Origin of the sequence: Pseudomonas sp. 7SR1, assembly GCF_900156465.1 — a bacterium.
Taxonomy (GTDB): Bacteria; Pseudomonadota; Gammaproteobacteria; order Pseudomonadales; family Pseudomonadaceae; genus Aquipseudomonas.
This window is the reverse complement of the sequence record NZ_LT707064.1, coordinates 4,434,109-4,456,764: the sequence shown is the minus strand read 5'-3', so window position 1 is coordinate 4,456,764 and position 22,656 is coordinate 4,434,109. Positions and strand designations below refer to the sequence as shown.

The window sequence follows — 22,656 nt, the reverse complement described above, 5'->3', positions numbered from 1 at the left end:
GCGGCCCCCTGACTGACGCTCACTGTGTTTCAAGCCTTTGAAATGGACCAAGCAAGCATGAACAACATCGAAGACATCTACTCCCTTTCGCCGACCCAGCACGGCCTGTTGTTCCACAGCGTCTATGAACCGGATTCGCGGGTTTATTACCAGCAATTGAGCCTGGAAATGGACGGTCCGCTGCAGTTGAACGCGTTTCGCGGCGCCTGGCAGGCGCTGATGCAGCGCCATGCCGTGCTGCGCAGTGCCTTTCTGTGGGAAGAGCTGGACGATGCTTATCAAGTGGTGCAGCAGGACGTGGCGCTGCCCCTGACCGAACTGGACTGGCAGGACCAGGCCGAACCCCAGGCAGCCCTGGAGCGACTGGCGCTGGAGCAACGGGCCCAGCCCCTGGAACTGAACGAATCGCCGCTGATGCGCGTGTGCCTGGTACGCCTGGCCCCGAGCGCTGGCACCTGATCTGGACCTTCCACCACATTCTCATGGATGGCTGGAGCGTGGGCATCGCGGTTCAGGAGTGGCTGGCGTTCTATTACGAACAGGCTCACGGCCGCCCTGCCAACCTGGCGCCGACCCGGCCTTATCGCGACTACATCGCCTGGCTGGCGGAGCAGGACATGGCCGCCACCGAAGGCTTCTGGCGCGAGCAATTGCACGATGTCAGCGAGCCGACCCCGCTGCCCCATTTCGCCAAACGCCAGGCAGCGCCCTCGGGCGCCCCCTTCGCCGAGCGGGAAAGCCGTCTGGACGCCAGCGAAACCGAGCGGTTGTCGCACTTCGCGCGCCAGAACGACCTGACCATCAACACCCTGATCCAGGGCGCCTGGGCGCTGCTGCTGGGCCAGCATGCGGGGCGTGACGACGTGGTCTATGGCGTCACCGTCGCCGGCCGTCCTGAAAACCTGGCCGCGGTGGACGGCACCGTCGGGCTGTTTATCAATACCCTGCCGCTGCGCGTGCAATGGTCCGAGGGCCCGCCCCTGGTGGACTGGTTGCAACAGCTGCAGCAGGCCAACAGCGACTTGCGCCACCACGCCTACCTGCCCCTGGGCAAGCTCAAGTCCATGTCGCGCATTGCCGCTGAACAGGCGCTGTTCGATTCGATCCTGGTATTCGAAAACTTCCCGGTGACCGATGCCCTCAACCAGGACACCGGTGGCCTGAGCTTCAGCGCGCCGGCCAACGACCAGCAGGTCGAAGGCCTGACCCTCACCCAGGGCCGCAACCACTTCCCGCTGTCGCTGATTGTGATGCCGGACAAGCAGCTGCACTACCTGATCAGTTACGACCGCAGCCGCTTCAGCGATGCCGAGGTGACGATACTGTCGACGCAGTTGCGCAGCATCCTGTTGGCGATGACCACGCAGCCACAGCGCCGCGTCAGCGAGCTGGAATGGCTGGCTTCGGAGGAAAGCCAGCAGTTGCGGGTCCAGGGACGTGGTGTGCAACTGCCGGTGCCCCTGGCCTGCCTGCACCAGCGCTTCGAACAGCAGGCGGCCGCGAACCCCGAGGCGCTGGCAGTCCGGGACCGTCAGGTGGCGCTGACCTACCGTGAGCTGGATCAGCAGGCCAACCGCCTCGGCCATTATCTGCGCGCCCGGGGTATCGGCCAGGACAGCGTGGTGGCCTTGGCCCTGGAGCGCAGTGTCGATTTCGTGGTCACCTTGCTGGGTGTCCTCAAGGCCGGCGCGGCCTATCTGCCCCTGGACATCAAGCAGCCCGCCGGCCGCCTGGCCGATGTGCTGGTGGACAGCCGCGCCGCGCTACTGATAGGCGCCGCCCCTTCGCCACTGCTCGCAGGCCTGGCCGAACGCACGCCGGCCCTCTGGCTGGAGGAACAGGCTGCGGCCATCGCCAGCCAGCCGGCTACGCCACCCGCCGTGGCCCATAGCCCGACGGACGCCGCCTATGTGATCTACACCTCGGGCTCCACCGGCACACCCAAGGGAGTGGTGGTGGAACACCAGTCCATCGTCGACTACCTGACAGCCGTGCACGCGGTGCTCAACCCTCCGGCGGCGGCCCGTTATGGCCTGCTGTCCAGCATCGCCGCCGACCTGGGTCACACCCAGCTGTTCGGTGCCCTGTGCAACGGCGGCAGCCTGCTGCTGGTGGATGAAGACAGCGGTTTCAGCCCATTGGCGCTGGCTGAACTGTTCGACCGGCACCCGGTGGATGTGCTGAAGATCACCCCGAGCCACCTGGCCGGCCTGTTGCAGGCGCTTCCCGATGCCCGGTTGCTGCCCCGCACCCTGCTGGTGTTTGGCGGCGACGCTCTCAGCCCGGGGTTGTTGGAACAGGTGAACCACCTGGCGCCAGGGCTCAGGGTGTTCAACCACTATGGCCCGAGCGAAGCGACGGTCGGGGCGATTGCCACCGAACTGCCCGCAGGCCTGCGCAGCATTGCTCTCGGCAGGCCGCTGCCCAATCGTCAAGTGCGTGTGGTGGATGCCAACGGTCGTCTGGTGCCGACCGGCGTCTGCGGTGAGTTGCTGATCAACGGCGCCTTGGCCCGGGGCTACCTGCACCGGCCGGACCTCACCGCCGAACGCTTCCTGCTCGATGAAGACCAGCAACGCTGGTATCGCACCGGTGACCGCGTACGCTGGCAGGTGGACGGTCAACTGGCGTTCCTCGGCCGGATCGACAGCCAGGTCAAGATCCGCGGCAACCGGCTGGAGCTGGGCGAAGTCGAAGCGCAGCTCAAGCGCCTGTCGCCGCTGATCGAGCAAGCCCTGGTGCGTGCCGTGGAACTGGACGGCAGCCTGCGCCTGGTGGCCTACCTGGTGGCCAGCCAGTCGCTGTCCGCCACCAAGTTGCGTAACGACCTGGGGGCGCGAGTACCGGACTACATGGTGCCGGCGCACTTCATCACCCTCGATGAATTGCCCCTGACCCGCAACGGCAAGGTCGACGTACAGCGCCTGCCGATCCCCCACAAGTCCAGCGACGACAGCGCCACCCACGTGGCCCCACGCAACGAAGTCGAGGCGCTGCTGGCGCAGATCTGGAAGGATGTCCTCAAGCTCGAACGTGTCGGGGTACACGATAACTTCTTCGCCCTCGGCGGCGATTCGATCATCAACCTGCAGATCATCGCCCGGGCCAACCAGCAAGGCTTGAAGCTCACTCCACGCCAGTTGTTCGAGAACCGCACCATCGCCGACATCGCCCGTGTACTGGGCGCCGACGCCGGCCACGGCGTGGCCGAAAGCAACGCCGATGGTCATGAGCTGCCACTGGCCGCCGGGCAACTGGCCCGCTTGCAACAGGGGCCGCTGGAGGCGACCTGGCGTTGCGTGGCGTTGAGCCAGGCGGTCGACGGCGAGCTGCTGAGCCAGGCCATCGGCGCCTTGCAACATCACCACCAGGCATTGCGCCTGGCACTCAAGGCCCAACCGGATGGGGAATGGCAGCAACGGGTGCTGTCAACGGCCAAGGCCCCGGCCGTCACCACCGGGACACTCGCGGCAAACGACCCGGCACAGTTGCAGGCCCTGGCCCAGGCCGGCGTCGACGCACTGGCGCTGGACGCCGGCCAGACCCTGCATGCCAGCCTGCTGGAGGTGGCGGGCAAGCCATTCCTGCTGCTGGCCGCGCACCCGCTGTGCCTGGACGAAGCCTCCTGGGAGCTGCTGCTCAACGACCTCAACCTGGCGCTGGCCCAACTGCGTTACCAACGGCCAGTGCGCCTGTCCCACGTCGGCGGTGATTTCAGCCAGTGGACCCGCCACCAGCAGACCCATGCCCAGGGTGATGGACTGGACGACGCCTGGGAGCATTGGCTGCAATACGCCGGCATGGAGCCGCTTCAATTGCCTGACGGCCAACAACCGCCCAGCGTGGTCGAACAGACGCTGCCGGCCGCCACCTCGGCGGCCCTCAAGCGCCTGGGCGAGGTGCTGCAACTGGACTGGAACAGCCTGCTGGCCAGCGCCGTGGCCGAGCACTGCCGTGAAGTGTGCGGCGAAGGCCTGCTGGCCCTGAGCGTGCAGGCGGCTCGTCCCCGGGTCGAGCGCCTGCCCGCCAACGCACCGATTGCCGTGGCCGACTTCGACCCGGCGCGCATCCTGGGTCCGTTGACCCTGGCGGTGCCGTACTTCCTCCAGCCCGAAGGCGACAGCCGGCTGCAACGCTTGCAAGCCCTGGTCGGGCAGATGCGGGCGTATCCTCAGCATGGTGTCGACTATGGTGCCCTGCGCTATCTGTCGGACAATACCTACCTGCAAGAACCGCTGCGCGACCTCCCGCCAGCCGCCATCGCCATCCGCTGGCAGGGCGATCTGGACAGCCATCGCGAAGAGCGTGGCATCCTGGCCCGGGTCGAGGCGGCGCCGTCACCGGCGGCCTCGTGCCCCCTGACCCTGGACGCCTGGTGGCAGGACGATTGCCTGCACCTGCGCAGCCAAGGGGCGCTGGCGGCCGACTGGGCGCCAAGGCTTGTGCAACGGTTGATCGAACTCGCCGAACTGACCGACACGCCTGACCTGCGCCCCGCCAGCCAGGCCTTCCCACTGTGCCACAAGCAGGCGGCGACCCTGGCCGCCGAGCCCCTGGACTGGGCGAACATCGAAGACGTCTACCCGCTGTCGTCCATGCAACAGGGCATGCTGCTGCACACCCTGCTGCAACCTCACAGCGGGATCTACCTGATGCAGCAACGCTACAGCTGGGACGGCGTAATGCAGCGTCCGGCGATGGAAGCGGCCTGGCAACTGTTCCTCGAGCGCCATCCGATGATGCGTACCGCGTTCTGGTGGCAGGACGACCATGAGCCGCTGCAGTGCGTGTACCGTCAGACCCATCGGGCATTCGACTGGCAGGACCTGCGTCATCTCGACGAAGAACAGCAGCGCCTGGCCATGGACAAGGCCCTGGAAGAGCAACGCCTGCAAGGCTTCGACATGGCCTGCGCACCACTGACTCACCTGCGGGTGTTCCAGCTGGATGAGCGTCGCTTTGCAGTGGTGCGCAGCTTCCACCACATCCTCACCGATGCCTGGTGCTTCGGCCTGCTGATGGAAGACCTGTTGGCGATCTACCAGGCCATCGTGCGCCAGGAGCCGGTGGCTCGCCCTCGCCTGCGCTCGTTCCGTGGCTACATGAGCTGGCTGGAGCGTCACGACATGGCCGCCGCCCACGCGTTCTGGCAGGCCGAGATGGCCGGCTTCAGCGAACCGACGCCGCTGCACGTGGACACCCCCGTGGCGCGTCCCGAGCAGGCGCCGGAACAGGTGGGAGACTTCGACCATACCCTGAGCATTGCCCAGACCCAGCGCCTGCAGCAACTCTGCCAGCAATACCAGCTGACTCCCAACACCTGGATCCAGGGCGCCTGGGCATTGTTGCTGTCGCGCTACAGCGGCAACCGCGACGTGCTGTTCGGGGTGACCGTCGCCGGTCGTCCGACCGACCTGGCCGGGGTGGAAGAAATGGTCGGGCTGTTCATCAACAGCCTGCCGCTGCGCATCGACGTGGACCCGCAGGCACCGGTGGCCGACTGGCTGCAGGCCCTGCTGTCCCACAACGCCCGGTTGCGCGAACATGAAAGCGCATCCCTGGTGGACATCCAGCGTTGCAGCCAGGTGCCGCGCGGCCAGCAATTGTTCGACAGCCTGGTGGTGTTCGAAAACGCCCCGCTGGACATCAGCAGCGTGCAGCTCGACGTCTTCAGCATCGACATCTACGAAGACCGGGTGCACACCAACTTCCCGATGACCGTGGTGCTGTATCCGGGCGATCGCCTGGGCATCCGCCTGTCCTACGACAGCCAGCGCTTCACCACCGCCACCGTGCAGCGGATGCTCGGGCATCTGGTGCAACTGCTGTCGGGCATGCTGGAGGCACCCCAGGCCCCACTGGGCAGCCTGCACATGCTGCCGGAAGCGGAGCGCCAGCAGCTGCAGATCGAATGCAACCGCAGCGCCGTCGAGTTCCCGCTGGAGCGTGGCTATGCGTCGCTGTTCGCCGATCAGGTGCGCAGTCGCCCGCAGCACATCGCCGCCGTCTGCCAGGGGGAGTCGCTGACCTACGCCGAACTGGACCGTCGCGCCAATGCCATCGCCCATGCCCTTCAAGCGGCCGGTGCCGGTCCGGAAACCCTGGTGGCGCTGTTTGCCGAACGTGGCCTGGCCTTGCTGACGATGATGGTCGCCACGCTCAAGGCCGGTGCGGCATTCCAGTCCCTGGACATCCAACAGCCCGGCACTCGCCTGGCCGAACTACTGGACCTGGGCGAGGCCCCGCTGCTGCTGGTCTGCGAAAATGCCGCATCGACCCTGGATAACGTCCTGCCACAGATGCGCCAGCAACCGACCTGCCTGGTTGCCCAGGCCCTCTGGAACGGCGCCGCCCAAGAACCGGTCGGCTACGCCCACTCCCCTGACCAACTGGCGTACGTGATCTTCACCTCGGGCTCCACCGGCACCCCCAAAGGGGTCATGGTGGAACAGCGCGGCATGCTCAACAACATGTTCGGCAAGGTGCCGAGCCTGGGCCTGGATGAGCATGATCGCATCGCCCAGACGGCTTCGGCGGCCTTCGACATCAGCGTCTGGCAGTTCCTCGCCGCGCCACTGTTCGGTGCCACGGTCCACATTCTTCCCGATGCCCAGGCCCACGACCCGGTGGCTCTGCTCGATGCGGTCCAGGCACACCGGTTGACGCTGCTGGAGACCGTGCCGGCGCTGATTCGCGGCATGCTCCAGGAAAGCCAGGCCCATCACACCCTGGCGAGCCTGCGCTGGCTGCTGCCCACTGGCGAAGCCTTGCCCCCGGCCCTGGCCCGGGACTGGTTCGCACGTTTCCCGGCCGTCGCCTTGATGAACGCCTACGGTCCGGCCGAATGCTCCGATGACGTGGCGTTCCACCCCATCACCGAGGCGCCGGCCCACGACTGCCTGCACATGCCCATCGGCAAGCCGACCGCCAATAACCAGGTGTTCGTCCTCGACTCGGCGCTGCGCATGGTTCCCGTCGGCGTACCCGGTGAATTGTGCATCGGCGGCGTCGGCGTGGGCCGCGGCTACCTGCGCGACCCGCAACGCACCCGTGAAGCTTTCGTTGCGCATCCATTCCAGGCAGGCGCACGCCTGTACCGCAGTGGCGACATCGGCCGAATGCGTGAGGACGGCGTGATCGAATACCTCGGTCGCCGCGACCAGCAGGTCAAGATCCGCGGCCACCGCATCGAGCTGGGTGAAATCGAAAACCGCCTGATGCAGCATCCGGCGGTGGACAGCGCGGCGGTATTGGCCCTGCCCGATGCCCGGGGTTCCTTGCAACTGGTGGCCTGGTACGTGCTCGACGACACCGTGGACCTGGGCGACGAACCCGCGCAGCAGGTCTTGAGCGCTTACCTGGCCAAGCAACTGGCAAGCTACATGGTGCCGGCCCGTTGGCTGGCGCTTGTGCAACTGCCGTTGAATGCCAATGGCAAGGTCGATCGCCGTGCCCTCGCCGCCCTGGGCGTGCCTCAGGACGAAAACGCACAGCAGCAGTGCGTGGCGCCTCGCACGCCGACTGAAAAAGTCCTGGCCGCACTGTGGCAGGAGATCCTCGGCCTGGACGAGGTTGGCGTACACGACGACTTCTTCGCCATCGGCGGGCACTCGTTGCTGGCGACCCAGGTGCTGTCGCGCATCCGTCGGCGGTTGAACGTCAACCTGCCACTGCGCACGCTGTTCGAACGTGGGACCCTGGAGCAACTGGCCGCTGCGGTGGACCAGCAGCTCGCCGTACAGGCCGAGCCCGATGGCGAAGCCGACATGGCCCTGGCACCGCGCAACCAGCCGCTACCGCTGTCCTACAGCCAACAACGGCTGTGGTTCCTGGATCGCTTCGAAGGCCCGAGCGCCGCCTACAACATGACTACCACGGTCAGGCTGCGTGGAGCCCTGGACATCGCCGCGCTGCAAGCGGCGCTGCAGTGTGTGCTGGAGCGCCATGAATCCTTGCGCACCGCTTTCCAGCTCGACGGCGACCAGCCGTGCCAGGTGATCAGCCCGGCACCCGTGCTTGACCTGACGCCCACCGAACTCGCTCACCTGGACGGCGAACAGCAGGCACAAACCCTGCAACGCCTGATCGACGAACAGGCCGGGCGAGCGTTCGACCTGCAACAGGCGCCGATGTTGCGGGCCCACCTGCTGCGCCTGGGCACGGACGATCACGTGCTGCAGTTGGTGCTGCACCACATCGCCACCGATGCATGGTCCATGGGTATCCTGGTGCAGGAACTGATTACCGGCTACCAGGCGTTCAGCTACGGCTCGACACCGGTCTTGCCGACATTGCCGGTGCAGTTCGCCGACTATGCCTACTGGCAGCGCAGCGAAGCCCAGCAACGGCTGCTGGCGCGGGCAATCGACTATTGGCGCCGCCAGCTGGACGGTGCGCCGACGCTGATCCCGCTGCCCCTCGACCGCCCGCGCCCGGCGCGGCCCGACTACCAGGGCGCAGCCCTGGAACAACGCTTCACGCCGGCCCAGGCCCAGGTGCTCAAGGCCTATGCGCAACAGCAGCGGGCGACCCTGTTCATGGTCTTGCTCAATGCGTTCAACAGCCTCTTGCAGCGTGCCACCGGCGCCAATGACTTCATCGTCGGTACCGACCTGGCCAACCGCGAGCACCCGGCCCTGGAAAACCTCATCGGCTTCTTCGTCAACGTGCTGCCGATCCGGGCCCGCCTCAACGAGGGCGAAAGCTTCGATGCGCGCTTGCAACGCTTGCGCGAGGATTGCCTGTCGGCGTTCCAGCACCAGCAGGTGCCGTTCGACAAGCTGGTGGAGGAACTGCAGCCGCCGCGCACGCCTGGGGTCAACCCGCTGGTGCAGGTGCTGTTCGTGATGCAGAACACCCCCAGCGGCAACGCCAGCCTGCCGGACCTGGACGTGGAACACCTGGTGGCTCGCCAGGAGAGCAGCAAGTTCGACCTGGCCGTATTCGTCGAGGAAGACGAGGAGCAAGGCCTGAACGTGCGTTGGGTCTATCGCACCAGTGTATTGCAGCAAGCGACGGTCCAGCGCTTCGAACAAGGCTTCGAAAGCCTGCTGGCAGCGCTGGCCTCGGCCCCCGGCCAGGCCCTGGATCACTGGAGCTGGGGCGTCGAGGCCGCCAGGAACAACGCGCCATCGGCCGAGGCCGAAGGGGCGCCGGACGATGCCACCGCGCGCAGCGCACGCAAGCAGTCCAAGTTGAGCAAGCTCAAGCAGACCCGGGCCACGGCCGTGAGCCAAGTGGCCCACGAACAGGTGCGCACCCGTCATCTCGACGCCGGCAATCCCTTGCCCCTGGTGATCGAACCGCTGCTCGGCGACCTGGACCCGGTGCATTGGGCGCTGCAGGCCCGGGAGTGGATCAATGCTCAATTGCGTACCCACGGCGGCCTGCTGTTCCGCGGCTTCAACCTGCCGGATGCCGCAGCCTTCGAGCAATTCGCCCAGGCCATCGAGCCTGATCTCTACGGCACCTACGGTGACCTGCCGAAGAACACCTCCGGCAAGAACATCTACCATTCCACGCCGTACCCGGAACAACACATGATTCTCTTCCACAACGAAAGCTCGCACCTGCCCCAATGGCCGCGCAAGCAGTGGTTCTATTGCGAGACTCCCGCTCCGCGTGGCGGCTGTACGCCCATCGTCGATTGCCGCCAGGTACTGGCGCGGTTGCCCGAAGACGTTGTCGAGCGCTTCAAGACGCTGGGGTTGCTGTACGTGCGGCATTTCACCGACAAGCTGGATGTGCGCTGGCAGGACTTCTTCAAGACCGAGCAGCGCGAGGAAGTGGAGCGCCAATGCCTCGCCTCGGGCATGCGTTGGGAATGGCTCGGTACCGATAACCTGCGCATCGCCCAGCATTGCCCGGCCATCGTGGCTCATCCGCAGACCGGCGAACTGTCGTTCTTCAACCAGGTGCAACTGCACCACACCGCCTGCCTGGAGCCTGAAGTGCGCGCCAACCTGATCAACCTGTTCGGCCCCGGCCACCTGCCCCGCAATGTCTATTACGGCGATGGCAGCGTGATCGAAGACGCTGTCATGCAAGTGATCGGGGAAGCGTACGAAGCCTGCGCCGTACGTTTTACCTGGCAAAAGGGCGACATGGTCATGCTGGACAATATGCTGGTGGCCCATGCCCGGGACCCCTTCGAGGGCGAACGCAAGATCTGCGTCGCCATGGGCCAGATGATGCGTCGTGAAGAGCTGACGGGGCCTGTGCCTGAAGCCCGATCGGCGTCGGATGCGGAGGTGCAGGCATGACGATCTACGAACAGCGTGAAGAAGCCTTCGCCCTCTCGCCGCAGCAACGCAGCCAATGGCTGGCGGGCTTGCCGCCCGTGCGCCTGGAACTGAAGATCACCGGGGCGCTGGCGCTGGAACGCTTGCAGCAGCGTCTGGCCGCGCTCAGCGCCTGCCACGAGGCCCTGCGCCTGCGGGTGCGGCCTGAGCCGGGCCTGCTGCTGCCGTTGCAGGTGATAGAGGCGGCCGTCACGGCCACGGACGTGATCGGCGTCGATGTGCAAGCGCTCGGAGCCGACAGGCATCGGGTCACCTTGCAGCTGCCCGGCCTGAGCGCGGATCGCGGCACCCTGCTGCGCCTGGCTCGGGCCCTGGGCACGGCGGATGCGCCGTTGCCCGACGATGAAGCCATGACCTACACCCAGTACAGCGCCTGGCTCTACGAGCTGCAGTCCGATGAAGACGCTGTGCCGGGCCGGCGCTTCTGGGCCAGCCAGGCCCTCAACGAACCGACCGCCAGCGAGCTGCTGTATCGCCAGGTGCGCACCGATCGACCGGACACCCCGCTGACCACCCGTGAGCAAGCCGGCCCCCTGGTGAATGCGGCCCTGGACAGTTTCTGCCAGCGTCACGGGGCATCCCCCGAGCATGTCCTGATGGCTGCCTGGGGCGCCCTGTTGCAGCGCCTGGGCACGGTGGACAGTCCGGCACTGACCTTGAACTGGGTGCACGACTGCCGTGACGACTACGAGGAACTCGAAGACTGCTGGGGCCTGTTCGCCAAGCCGTTGCCCTTGCGCTGGCAACCGGCCACGGACAGCGGCTTTGCCCAGGCGCTGACGAACTTGCAGGCCCTGTGCGAGCAAGCCACCGAATGGCAGGAGTACTGCGGGGTCAGTACCCCGCTGCCGGCCGAAACGCTGCACTACGGTTTCCAATGGGGCGGGCAACTGCCGGAGCGACTCCCTGCATTGGGCAGTCCTGCCTCGACCCTCTCAGTACTGGATGCACAGGCGGTCCCGGCGGGCATGGAGCTGCTGCTGGTTGTCGAGACGACCCGCTACGAGACCGTCGGCCACGGCTACCGCCTGAACCTGTGCCACCTGCCGAGCCGCTACAGCGAACAAGCCGCACGCACGCTGTTGGAGCAGTTCCAGTCGCTGCTGCTCGATGCCCTGGCCAATCCGGAAAAACCCCTGGCCGGACTGTCGTTACAAGCGCCGAGCTTCAAGGCGACCCTGGCGGCCCTGCATGGCCAGGTCACGGCCCCCTCGTTTGCCAGCGTGCCGGCGCGTTTCGAGGCGTGCGCCGCGCGCTTCCCCGGCCACCTGGCGCTGCGCGACCCCAACGGGCACCAGAGCTACGCTCAATTGCAGGCCCGCAGCAATCAGTTGGCGCATTACCTGCGCGCCCAGGGCGTCGGCCGCGAAGACCGCGTGGCGTTGTACCTGGATCGCTCCTCGCAGATGATCCTGGCCATGCTCGCCGTGCTCAAGAGTGGCGCCGCATTCGTTCCCCTGGACGTGCACCAGCCCGCGCAACGCTCCCTGGCGATCCTGCAGCAGGCCCGGCCCGCTTTCGTGCTCAGCGGCTCGGCCGGCAGCGCGCCCGCGTTGCCCTCGGCCGGCAGCCTCGACCTGAGGGATGAGGCGATCTGGCAGCAGGCATCCACGGCCGTGGTGGACGCCCGGATCCAACCCGAGGATGCCGCCTACGTGCTGTTCACTTCCGGCAGCACCGGCACGCCCAAGGGCGTCATCGTCGAACACGCCCAGTTGGCCAGTTATGTCGACAGCGTGTCCCGGCGCCTGCGACTGGCCCCTGGCGAACGCAGCGCGGTGGTCACTTCCCTGGCGGCGGACCTGGGCTACACCTTGCTGTTCCCGGCATTGCTCAGCGCAGGTGAATTGCACCTGCTGGACAAGGACACCGCCATGGACGCCCAGGCCTGGGCCGCCTGGCAGGCCGAGTACCCCATCGACCACCTGAAAGTCGTGCCCTCGCTGCTCGACGCCTGGTTGATGCACGCCCAAAGCGCCGCGGTACTGCCCCGCAAGCAACTGGTGCTCGGCGGCGAAAGCTGTTCGCGCCGCCTGCTGCAAGGCATTCGCGAGCTCGCACCGGCCCTGGCCATCTTCAACCATTACGGCCCGACCGAAACCACCGTCGGGGTGGCGATGCACAAGACCGAGCCAGCCGTGGACTATCGCTGCCTGCCCCTGGACGACCGTCTCGACGGCATGCGCCTGTACCTGCTCGACGAACAAGGCCAACTGGTGGGCCCCGGCCAGAGCGCGGAACTGTACATCGCCGGTCCGCAACTGGCCCGCGGTTACCTGGATGACCAGCAGAACGCCGACCGCTTTATCGAACCGGCCGCCACTTTCGGCGAACGCCTCTATCGCACCGGTGACATGGCGCGTTATCTCCATGATGGCAGCGTGGAAATCACCGGACGCGCGGACCGCCAGGTCAAGATCCGTGGCTTCCGGGTGGAACTCGATGAGATACAGGCGCAGCTGGTTCGCCTTCCAGGCGTCGCCCAGGCGGCGGTGCAATGCCTGTCCCGAGGTGAGCTCGGCCAGCAACTGTTCGCCTTCCTGACCCTCGTGCCCGGGCATTCGACCACCATCGCGCGCCTCCATGGCCAGGCCCAGGACTGCCTGCCGGACTACATGCTGCCCACCTTGCGGATCGTCGAAGCCTTGCCCCTGATGGGTAACGGCAAGCTGGACCGCAAGACCTTGCAGCAGTGGGCCGACAAGGTCCTGGACACCGTAGGCAGCGCCCTGCCGCGCACTCCTCTGGAAGCGCTGCTCGCCGATATCTGGGCGCAGGTGCTGGGCCTGGAAAGGGTGGGCATCGACGATGACTTCTTTGAACTGGGCGGGCATTCCCTGGCGGCGGTGACGCTTGCCAGCCGTCTGCAGAGCGCGTTGTCGGCCCCGGTGACGGTCAATGCGGTGTTCAACGCCCCCAGCGTCTCGGCATTCGCGGCACTGGTGCAGGCCGAACTCAAGCTCTCGCCCCTGGTCAGGCTATCGCCCCCCAACGCTACCTCGGTGCAGAGCGCCAAGCTGTTCTGCTTCCACCCCTCCACCGGCCATGTGCAGGACTATCGCTGCCTGCTGGCACCGTTATCGGGCTGGCAATTGTGGGGACTGCAGGCGGCCTACCTGAACGACGACAGCACGACGCTGGGGGGAGACATCGAGCAACTGGCGACGATCTACGTCGAACAGCTGCGCCAGCAGCAGCCACACGGCCCGTATCACCTGCTGGGGTTCTCCCTGGGCGGCCTGCTGGCGATTACCGCAGCCGCCCGCCTGGAGAGCCAGGGCGAAACCGTGGCATTGCTCGCAATCCTCGACTCGCAATACCAGCATCGAGAAGCGGACGACAGCGTCGAAGCGCTCTGGGAATCGGCGGTTCCCTCCCTGACGGCCGACAGCCAGGCCGTGTTGCGCCAGCTGCCGCCATCGACCCTGACGGCCCTGATGACGCAACTGGCTGCCCTGCCCGCCGTGCAGCGCCTGCCGGAGCTGGCCCAGTGGGCGCGTCAGCAAGGCCTGCAGCTCGATGGCGACAGCTGGGACCATCTGCAGACCCGGCTGCGCTACCAGCAGCATACGCAGCATCTGTTGTCGACTTTCGAGCCACCGCGGTTAAGCTGCCCGGTACACGTATGGTGGGCCAGCGATACCCTGGCCGAGGCTGCCTTCGCCGACCCGCACTGGGAAGGTTTGAGCAGTGGGCCGTTCACTCGCCAGGTCATCGCTGCGCAACACCTGACCCTTCTCGAGCAACCCGCCTTGCATGAGCAACTGGCCGCCTGCCTCGAGACCATCACACCTGACGGAGCTGTTTGAAATGGATTTGTTGTTACTCATGGCCAAACGTTCCTGGCGCGCCTTGTCGATCGCGACCCTGACGGGCCTGGTCTGCGGGCTGGCCGCGGCGGGCCTGATCGCCAACATCAATCACAGCCTGGAAGTGTTCGATCGGTTGCGCCCCGTGGACGGCCTGTATTTCGCCGCCCTGGTGGTGCTGGTAGCGGTCTCGCGGGTAATTTCCGATGTCAGCCTCCTGCGCCTGGGACAGGGAGCGGTGCACGATATGCGGCTGCACCTGAGCGCCAAGTTGATCGATACGCCTTATGCGCAATTGCAACGCCTGGGCAAGCATCGCCTGCTGGCGATGCTGACCGACGATACGCAAACCATCAGCCAGGCGGTGGAACTGGTCCCGATCCTGCTGGTCAACGCCGGGATCATTGCGGCCTGCCTGGGTTACCTGGGCTGGCTCAGCCTGCCCCTGCTGGGGCTGACGCTGGCGCTGATCATCCTGGGCAGCCTCAGTTTCAACTGGCCGCAACGGCGGGCCCTGACGTCGATCTCCCGAGCCCGGGAACTCAAGGATCAGTTGTTCGACCAGTACCGCCTGCTGACCGAAGGCAGCAAGGAACTGCAGCTCAACCATCCGCGCCGGCAGCATTTCTTCTCACGCCTGTTGCTACCGGTGAGCCTGCAATACCGCCGGGACTTCGTCCGTGGCATGAGCATCTATGCCTTGGTCATGAACTGGGGCAATGCGGTGTTCTACATGCTGATCGGTGTGGTGCTGTTCGCCGCGCCCCATATCATCGAACTCAGCGCCAGCCTGGTGACCGGCTACATCCTGGCCATCCTCTACATGATCACCCCGCTGTCGGAACTGATGCATGCCTTGCCCACCCTGGGCCGAGCCAGCGTCGCCCTGAACAAGATCCGGGCCCTGGAAAGCGAGATGCAAGCCGGTGGCGAAATCATCGAGACGATCCCGCCGACCCAGGTCCGCCACCTGGTCTGCCGACAGGTTGCCCACACCTACTACCGTGAACGTGAGGATGGGCATTTCACCCTGGGCCCCATCGACCTGACCCTCAATGCCGGCGAGGTGGTGTTCATCACGGGCGGCAACGGCAGCGGCAAGACCACCCTGGCGTTGTTGCTCACAGGTTTGTACCGTCCGGAAAGCGGCGACATCATACTCGACGAACAGGTGTCGTCGAGCAACGACAACCACCACTACCGGCAGCACTTCTCGGCGATCTTCACCGACTTCTGCCTGTTCGAAAACCTCTTCGACGGCGACGATCCACACCTGATGCAGCAGGCCCAGGACTATCTGGTGCAACTGCAGCTGGACCATAAAGTGCAGATCGAGGAAGGCCGGCTGACCACCCTGGCGCTCTCGACCGGACAACGCAAGCGGCTGGCCCTGCTCAGTGCCTACCTGGACGACCGCCCTTGCTACCTCTTCGACGAGTGGGCGGCCGACCAGGATCCGGTGTTCAAGCACTTCTTCTACACCCGGATCCTGCCGGACCTTCGCGAACGCGGCAAACTGCTGATCGTCATTTCCCACGACGATGCCTATTTCGGCCTGGCCGACCGCCTGATTCGCATCGAGCACGGCAAACTCAGCGAAATCGAGCCCCGTTGCGAAGAGGGCCCGACGGCGCTGGCCAAGGCGTATTCATAGGCAACAACGAAGCGGCGACGCCCCTCAGGCGTCCTCGTAGATGGAGTGCAGGTAACTCACCTGCTCGGCCAGAGGCAGGCGATGCAGCTTGGGACAGGACTCGCAGAGCACCGGTGTCTGCCCTTCGACGGGTTCGTGCAGTTGGTAATGCAGGCAGCAATGCCGACGCAACGGCAAGCAGGGGCAGATCTGCGGCGCGGGGGATTCCACCATGCGTTGCAGACCCCGCAGTTTCAACCGTCCATCGTTCACCACGGCCTGTTCCAGCCAGCGGTGTGCCTCGGCGAAACCGTCCCGGCACAGGTCGGGGTCCATCCTGGCGAAGGCACCGTCCCAGATGGCGACCAGGTTGCCCCACATTATCTTCGGCGCCAGGCCACCGGCAGCGGCCAAGGTGGCGAACAGCGGCGCCATGTGCCGATGAATCAACTGCGACCAATACTCGGCACGCTCGCCGGCGGACAGCGCCGGTAGCGAGCCGGGCAAGCCGAGGGACTGGGGTTGGCCCTGTTCATGGAACAGCACCGCCTCTTCGCCCCAGAAGTCGATCCGGCCATGGCGTGTCAGCACGCAGGCGAACGTGGCGGGCAGTACGATGCTCATGTAGTTCATCGACCACTGCGAAACCACGGCGGCACGATTCACCCCCGGGTATTGCAAGGCGAAGCTGGCCAGCAACGGATTCAGTACGGCTGGGTCGGCGAGCCGGCTCAGGGCGACGGACGATTGCTCGCCGGATAGCGGCCGGACCACCCGTTTAATCGGCGGCCACGCTTGTTCAAGCCATTCTGGAAATTCGATGACGGGGCTCCCGTGGCTTTCCCAAATTAATGCAAACGATTAGCATTGGCCGATCCTATCCTCCCTCCTTTGCAAACTCAACGTCGTCAGCGACCGGGCTCACCGAAAACCACATGCACACACTCCGCAATTTCTGGCGTCTAGCGCGGCCTTTCTGGGCATCCGAAGAGAAGTATCCGGCCCTGCTGTTGCTGGCGGCCACCGTGCTGATGACCTTGTGCCTGGTGGGCGTCAACATCCTCACCAATTTCTGGAACCTGCATTTCTATAACGCCTTGCAAGCCCTGGACTACCCTGGCTTTCTGGTCGGCAGCGTGCAATTCATCCTGTTGCAGGTCGGCACCGCCGCCTTCACCGTCGGCGCCTTTCACTTCCAGCAGAAACTGACCCTGCGCTGGCGTCGCTGGGCCACGCGCAACATGCTCGATCAATGGTTGGGCGCCCAGCGGTATCAGAAGCTGAAACTCACCGAGACCGAGGTGGACAACCCGGACCAGCGGATCGCCGAAGACATCGACCTGTTCATCGTCAAGTCGCTGAAATTGAGCCTGGGCCTGCTGACTTCGGTGGTGTCGCTGTTCTCCTTCCTGCACATCCTCTGGCAAGCCTCCAGCCTGGTCAGCATCCCCTTCGCCGGCGATGCCGTGGTGGTCCCGGGCCTGCTGGTGTGGATCGCCCTGGTCTACGCGCTGCTGGGCACCGGCCTGGCATTCTGGTTGGGACGCGCGTTACCCGGCCTCAATTTCATGCAGCAGCGACGCGAGGCGGATTTCCGCTTCTCCCTCATCCGCCTGCGGGAAAACGCCGACTCGGTCGCGCAGTATCGGGGCGAAGCCGTGGAAAACCAGCGCTTCAACCAACGCCTGGAAGCGGCACTGGAGAACTTCTGGGCGCTGGTGAAAAAACAGAAGCTGATCATGGGCTATTCGACCTTCTATCTGCGCAGCGCCACGGTCATCCCGATGTTCATCATGGCGCCGCAGTTCTTCTCCGGCGCCTTTCCCCTGGGCCGCCTGACCCAGATCAGCGCGGCTTTCGGCGAAGTCCACGCGGCCATTGCCTACCTGGTGGGGGTCTTCCCGGAGCTGTCGGAATGGAAATCGGTGATCGACCGGCTGGTAGGCTTCCAGGAGCGCCTGGACAACGTCCAGGTCAAGTCCAAGGTCACCCTCGGACGCCAAGCCAAGGGGCTCCACATCAAGGACCTGGACGTCTGGCTGCCGAACGGCCGACGCTTGCTCAAGGGCTTCAACCTCTCCCTGGAACCTGGCGACAGCCTGCTGATCAGCGCCCCGTCGGGCTACGGCAAGTCGACGTTGATTCGCACTGTCACCGGGCTCTGGCATCACGCCTGCGGCTCGAGTTCCTATGATCGCGAACGGGCCCTGACCCTTTCGCAGAAACCCTACCTGCCCCTGGGCAGCCTGCGCGAGGCGCTGTGGTATCCCAACCCGCCCCGCCCGGAAGAAGAGGCCAACCTGCGCCTGGCCATGGAGCAAGTCGGCCTGCAGCACCTGGGCGAGCAACTGGATGAGGATCGGGACTGGGCGCAGACCCTGAGCATCGGCGAGCAGCAACGCTGCGCCTTCGTGCGGGCGCTGATGGCTCGCCCGGCGGTTCTGTTCCTGGATGAAAGCAGTTCAGCGCTGGACGCGGAGAACGAAGCGCGCTGCTACCAGATGCTCAGGCAGGCACTGCCGGAAACCATCATGATCAGCGTCGGCCACAATGCCTCCCTGGAACGCTTCCATTGGCAAGTGCTGGAGCTGCAGAGCGAAGCGCAGTGGGCCTGCCGAAAGGTCAAGCAGGCCGTCTGAGCCAGCAGTCGTCGAGCGCGAAATCTGCCATCTCCCGGCATCATTCGCGGGCCCCGGTCAGGACATTGGAAATCCTGCTCAGGAACGGCTCCAACCGCTCACGTGGCGCATCGTGCTCCACCACCAGGGCCGAGACCTCCTCGCAGGACGCCACCTGATAGTGAGCGATGCTGGACAGTTTCTGGTTGGTCACCGCCACCACCACCTGGCCGCTCGCGGCCACCACCGCACGCTTGAATTCCGCGTCATCCAGGCCGAACGCGGTGATGCCGTTGTCCGCATCGATGGCGCAGGCGCCGAGGAAACACAGGTCGAAACTGAACTGCTGCAACTGCCGTACAGCCGTCAAGCCGATCACCCCACCCGTGACGGGATCCAGTTGGCCGCCCAGCAAAATGACCTTGGCGCAGGGCAGCTTCATCAACTGCACCGCGATCAGCGGTGAATTGGTGCCCACGGTCAATGGCAGCCTGGGGTCGATGGCACGGGCGATGGCCAGGTTGGTCGAACCCGCATCCATGAACACGTGCTGCCCTTCACTCAGTAACGAAGCCGCCGCCTGGGCAAGTCGCCCCTTGCGCGCCGTATCCTGGCGTACCCGCACATCCATCGGCCCTTCGGCGACAGGCAACAGGATGGCGCCGCCGTAGACACGCTTGCAGAACCCCGCCGCGGCCAATGCGCTCAGGTCTCGCCGTATGGAATGCTCGGACACCTTGAACTCGCTGGCCAGATCGGCCGCGATCACCCGGCCATACAGGGCCAGGCGGTCCCTGATCAACTGCTGGCGTTCGCCGGGAAAAGCTTCTGATGATGTATTCATGGATCAACAACCCGCATAAACAAGCACAAACAATCATAAGCGAGCAATATGCCGGTTATTGGTCTTGCCGTCAAAGCGCATGTGCGGCGTCTCGTTAGCTCTCGGCACCTGGGTGCGCCGGCTTTCAAATCGAACTTCCGCGGCGGCCGGTGCTTCAAAACAGAAGACCACCGAAACAATTTGCAGGTAATAACCCTTCTTATTAGGTGGTTTAAAGGGCCTATGGCATCATGCCCTAGTACTTTCCCCGATGAGAGCCTTGTCTGTGTCAGTGATTCCCCTAGTGGTATGCGACGACTCCAATATGGCCCGTAAGCAGGTTCTACGGGCATTACCGGCGGACTGGCCCGTCTCCATCACCGAGGCCAGCCATGGACGCCAGGCGATGGACGCCATACGCCAGGGGCTGGGCCAGGTGGTATTGCTTGACCTGACCATGCCGGAAATGGACGGTTATCAAGTACTGAGCGCCTTGCGCGCCGAGGGACTGAAGGCCCAGGTCATCGTGATTTCCGGCGACATCCAGGAAGAAGCGGTGCGCCGCGTACATGAACTGGGCGCCCTTGCCTTTCTGAAAAAACCCTTCGACGAAAACGAGCTGCGCCAGACCCTCAGTCGCCTGGGCCTGCTGAACGGCCCCGGCCTGGTGTCGTCGCAGAATCGTTCGGCCGCCAATACCGCCATCAATTTTCACGATGCCTTTCGCGAAACGGTCAACGTGGCCATTGGTCGCGCCGCCGCGCTGATCGCCAGGGTGCTGGGGGTCTTCGTGCAGTTGCCGGTGCCGAACGTGAATATCCTGGAAGTGGGCGAGCTGCACATGGCGCTGGCCGACGCCGGCAGCTCCCAGCAACTGACCGCCATCTGCCAGGGGTTCATCGGCAGTGGCATCGCCGGCGAAGCATTGCTGATATTCCACGATTCGGAAATCGCCGATATCGCCCAGTTGATGCAGCGCCAGAGCGCCGACTACTCGGACCTGGAAATGCTACTGGACCTTTCCAGCGTGCTGATCGGTGCATGCCTGAGCAGCATCGCCGAGCAGATCGATGTGGTGTTTTCCCAAGGCCACCCACAAGTGCTCGGTCAGCACGCCGCCATCGAGGAGCTCATCCGGGTCAACCGCACCCACTGGAAAAAGACCCTGGCGGTGGAAATCAGCTACGGCCTGGAAGGCCACGACATTCGCTTCGACCTGCTGTTGCTGTTCACGGAAGACTCCATCGAGCGGCTGACCCACAAACTCGCCTACTTGATGAGCTGAGCCATGAACAATCCTGTCGATCTGAACGAATTCCACTGGTTGCTGGCGATTGTCCAGAGCATCGATGTCGGCGTGGTGGTGCTCGACCGCGACTACCGGGTGCAAGTGTGGAACACCTTCATGGAGAACCGTTCCGGGATACAACCCAAGGACGCCCACAACCAGCATTTCTTCAGCCTGTTTCCTGAAGTCGACCGTCAATGGTTCAGTCGCAAGGTCGAAAGCGTCGCCGCCCTGGGCACGCCAGCGTTCACGGTCTGGGAGCAACGTCCATACCTGGTGCGGTTCAAGAGCTACCAGCCGATCACCGGCCAGGAAGAGTACATGTTCCAGAACACCACGTTGCTGCCCCTGCGCTCGCCCGACAGCAAGATCAACCACATCTGCCTGGTGATCTACGATGTCACGGACGTCGCCACCAACCGTCATCAGCTCCAGGCCGCCAACGCGCAACTGCAGAAGCTCTCCAGCACCGACCGGCTGACCGGGCTGTACAACCGCGGCCACTGGGAAGAAAGCCTGAAAGCCGCCTTTGCCCGCTACCAGCGCTATGGCAACACTTCCAGCCTGGTGATGTTCGACATCGATCATTTCAAGCGGATCAACGACACCTACGGGCACCCGGCGGGCGACAAGGTGATCGAACAGATCGCCGCGATGGTTCGCGAGCACGTGCGTGATTCGGACATTGCCGGGCGCTATGGTGGTGAAGAATTCGGCGTGGTGCTCTCGGACACCGACAAGGTCGGCGCCGGGATGTTCGCCGAACGCCTGCGCAAGGCCGTCGAGGAAATGGACGTGCCTTACGGTGAGCAGGTCATCCGTTTCACCATCAGCCTCGGGGTGGCCGAGCTCAACCAGCCGCTGAACAGCCACGCCGACCTGATCGCCCGGGCCGACCAGGCCTTGTATACCTCCAAGAAGACCGGGCGCAACCGGGTGACAGTGTACGAGTGATGCATGTTGGGACACCCCGGGTCAGGGTGTCCACCGCCCTTCAGGGCAACTGCAGCGCTACTGCACCCGGATGCTTGCTGACCAGGCTATAGGGCAGGACGCTCCACTCGACTCCACCACACGCCGCGGCGACATGGGGGAAGGAAGGCTCGATCATCAGGCCTTTGTCGGTGAAGTACCAGGATGGGAAGCGCCACGGGTCCTCCTCGCTGTACGCGCACTCTTCGTCGCTGCTCATCGGGTTCGGATAAAGCTTGAGGAACTGCGCCACCAGCCAGGGCGCGAACTCGTTGGAACGGTAGGCGGAGAAGGCCGCGAATCCGTCGGCGGATGCGTCGCTCTGACTGTCGAGTTCGTCGTAGTGCAACGGCTTGCCTTCGCCGACCCAGAGCACGTCCTCGAGCACCAGGGGCCGGCCGGTCTTCGCATCGAGATTGAGCGCAACGTTGTTGTGATCCGGATAGGGACCGCCACAACTGTACGCGGTGCCGATGTTCACGCTAATGACCGAGGGCGTCATCAGCAGCGGCTTGATCGTCTGATCGTAGGAGCTTGCCTCACCACCGGCCAGGCACCCGTAGTACCCCACCACTTCCTGCCACAGGCGCCCCAACAATTGCTGGTTGATCCGCTGCCGCTCTTCGACGCTGTAGCCCGACACCACTTCGAACAGGGTCAACTTCGTCTGCGGCTCGATCCACCATTGCAACGAGTAGCCATTGAACGTCCCGGTCTTGCCCGGCTTGAGCGTCATGCCCTGAAGACGCAGGTATTCGTAGGGCGCGCTGTCGTGGAGCCGGGCGATATAGGGCAACGTTCCGCCCGGCACATCGGCCAGCCTGGCCGGCTCGAGCTCAATCTTCAGGACCTTGCCTTTGCCACTGCGCCATTCGCCGTCAAGACCGTCGGCCGTGGTCACCAGATGAAGCTGCGGCCCCGGCGCATCGCTGTCATGCCGACGTTGGCCTTCGTCCAGCACCAGCGTCTGGCCTTGCTTCTTGCCGCTGAGCATCAGGTCCTTGCGGTACTTGCGATAGAAATAGCGGCCCTCGCCCGAACTGGAATCGAGCTCCAGTACGATCGGCATGCCCCCCAGCGTACCGGTGTAGACACGGGCCTCCTTGTCGGCCAACGGTGCGGTGGAAAAGCCTGAGCAGACCGCCATGACCCAGCCAGCCAGATAAACAGATCCTTTGGACATCGTGTCATCCTTGAAAAATGTGTGCGTCG

The 22,656-nt window shown here is 64.7% G+C and carries 8 protein-coding genes and 1 pseudogene; 6 read left to right on the top strand and 3 right to left on the bottom strand.

Features of this window, described 5'->3' with window-relative positions:
- Positions 1-57 precede the first annotated feature (57 nt).
- From BW992_RS19875 to BW992_RS19865, 3 genes and pseudogenes are all read left to right on the top strand, one after another.
- Positions 58-10,262: pseudogene (locus tag BW992_RS19875) on the top strand (amino acid adenylation domain-containing protein).
- Positions 10,259-14,110 carry a non-ribosomal peptide synthetase gene (locus BW992_RS19870; protein ID WP_076406958.1) on the top strand — a complete coding sequence of 1,284 codons (3,852 nt, stop codon included), beginning with the start codon at positions 10,259-10,261 and terminating at the stop codon, positions 14,108-14,110. Before BW992_RS19875 ends, BW992_RS19870 begins: the two are co-directional and overlap by 4 nt.
- Position 14,111: 1 nt before the next feature.
- Positions 14,112-15,764, top strand: coding sequence for a cyclic peptide export ABC transporter (locus BW992_RS19865; RefSeq protein WP_072431190.1), 1,653 nt, complete (start codon positions 14,112-14,114; stop codon positions 15,762-15,764).
- A gap of 24 nt (positions 15,765-15,788) precedes the next feature.
- Here BW992_RS19865 and fhuF read toward each other — a convergent pair whose 3' ends face one another.
- The gene (fhuF, locus tag BW992_RS19860) at positions 15,789-16,478 is read right to left on the bottom strand and encodes a siderophore-iron reductase FhuF (protein WP_083526384.1); all 690 of its coding nucleotides are present in this window, start codon (positions 16,476-16,478) and stop codon (positions 15,789-15,791) included.
- A gap of 200 nt (positions 16,479-16,678) precedes the next feature.
- Between fhuF and BW992_RS19855 the strand changes: the two genes are divergently transcribed.
- Positions 16,679-18,382: an ABC transporter ATP-binding protein/permease gene (locus BW992_RS19855; RefSeq protein WP_072431189.1), complete on the top strand. Its 1,704-nt coding sequence runs from the start codon at positions 16,679-16,681 to the stop codon at positions 18,380-18,382.
- Positions 18,383-18,422: 40 nt separating this feature from the next.
- Here BW992_RS19855 and BW992_RS19850 read toward each other — a convergent pair whose 3' ends face one another.
- Positions 18,423-19,205, bottom strand: coding sequence for a DeoR/GlpR family DNA-binding transcription regulator (locus BW992_RS19850; RefSeq protein WP_072398485.1), 783 nt, complete (start codon positions 19,203-19,205; stop codon positions 18,423-18,425).
- Positions 19,206-19,509: 304 nt separating this feature from the next.
- Between BW992_RS19850 and BW992_RS19845 the strand changes: the two genes are divergently transcribed.
- Positions 19,510-20,469 (top strand): response regulator, encoded by a 960-nt coding sequence (locus BW992_RS19845; protein WP_231991069.1) that lies wholly within the window; start codon positions 19,510-19,512, stop codon positions 20,467-20,469.
- Between the two features lie 3 nt (positions 20,470-20,472).
- Positions 20,473-21,426, top strand: coding sequence for a sensor domain-containing diguanylate cyclase (locus BW992_RS19840; RefSeq protein ID WP_072398483.1), 954 nt, complete (start codon positions 20,473-20,475; stop codon positions 21,424-21,426).
- A 40-nt stretch (positions 21,427-21,466) separates the two neighbouring features.
- On the opposite strand, the gene BW992_RS19835 is transcribed toward BW992_RS19840, so the two are convergent.
- Positions 21,467-22,627, bottom strand: a complete 1,161-nt coding sequence (locus BW992_RS19835; RefSeq protein ID WP_076406957.1) for a hypothetical protein — start codon at positions 22,625-22,627, stop codon at positions 21,467-21,469.
- Between the last annotated feature and the right edge of the window lie 29 nt (positions 22,628-22,656).

Excerpts from the sequence above, each read along its gene's own strand:
- BW992_RS19870 (WP_076406958.1), top strand. The coding sequence starts at position 10,259 with ATGACGATCTACGAACAGCGTGAAGAAGCCTTCGCCCTCTCGCCGCAG.
- BW992_RS19865 (WP_072431190.1), top strand. The coding sequence starts at position 14,112 with ATGGATTTGTTGTTACTCATGGCCAAACGTTCCTGGCGCGCCTTGTCG.
- BW992_RS19855 (WP_072431189.1), top strand. The coding sequence starts at position 16,679 with ATGCACACACTCCGCAATTTCTGGCGTCTAGCGCGGCCTTTCTGGGCA.
- BW992_RS19850 (WP_072398485.1), bottom strand. The coding sequence starts at position 19,205 with ATGAATACATCATCAGAAGCTTTTCCCGGCGAACGCCAGCAGTTGATC.
- BW992_RS19845 (WP_231991069.1), top strand. The coding sequence starts at position 19,510 with ATGGCCCGTAAGCAGGTTCTACGGGCATTACCGGCGGACTGGCCCGTC.
- BW992_RS19840 (WP_072398483.1), top strand. The coding sequence starts at position 20,473 with ATGAACAATCCTGTCGATCTGAACGAATTCCACTGGTTGCTGGCGATT.
- BW992_RS19835 (WP_076406957.1), bottom strand. The coding sequence starts at position 22,627 with ATGTCCAAAGGATCTGTTTATCTGGCTGGCTGGGTCATGGCGGTCTGC.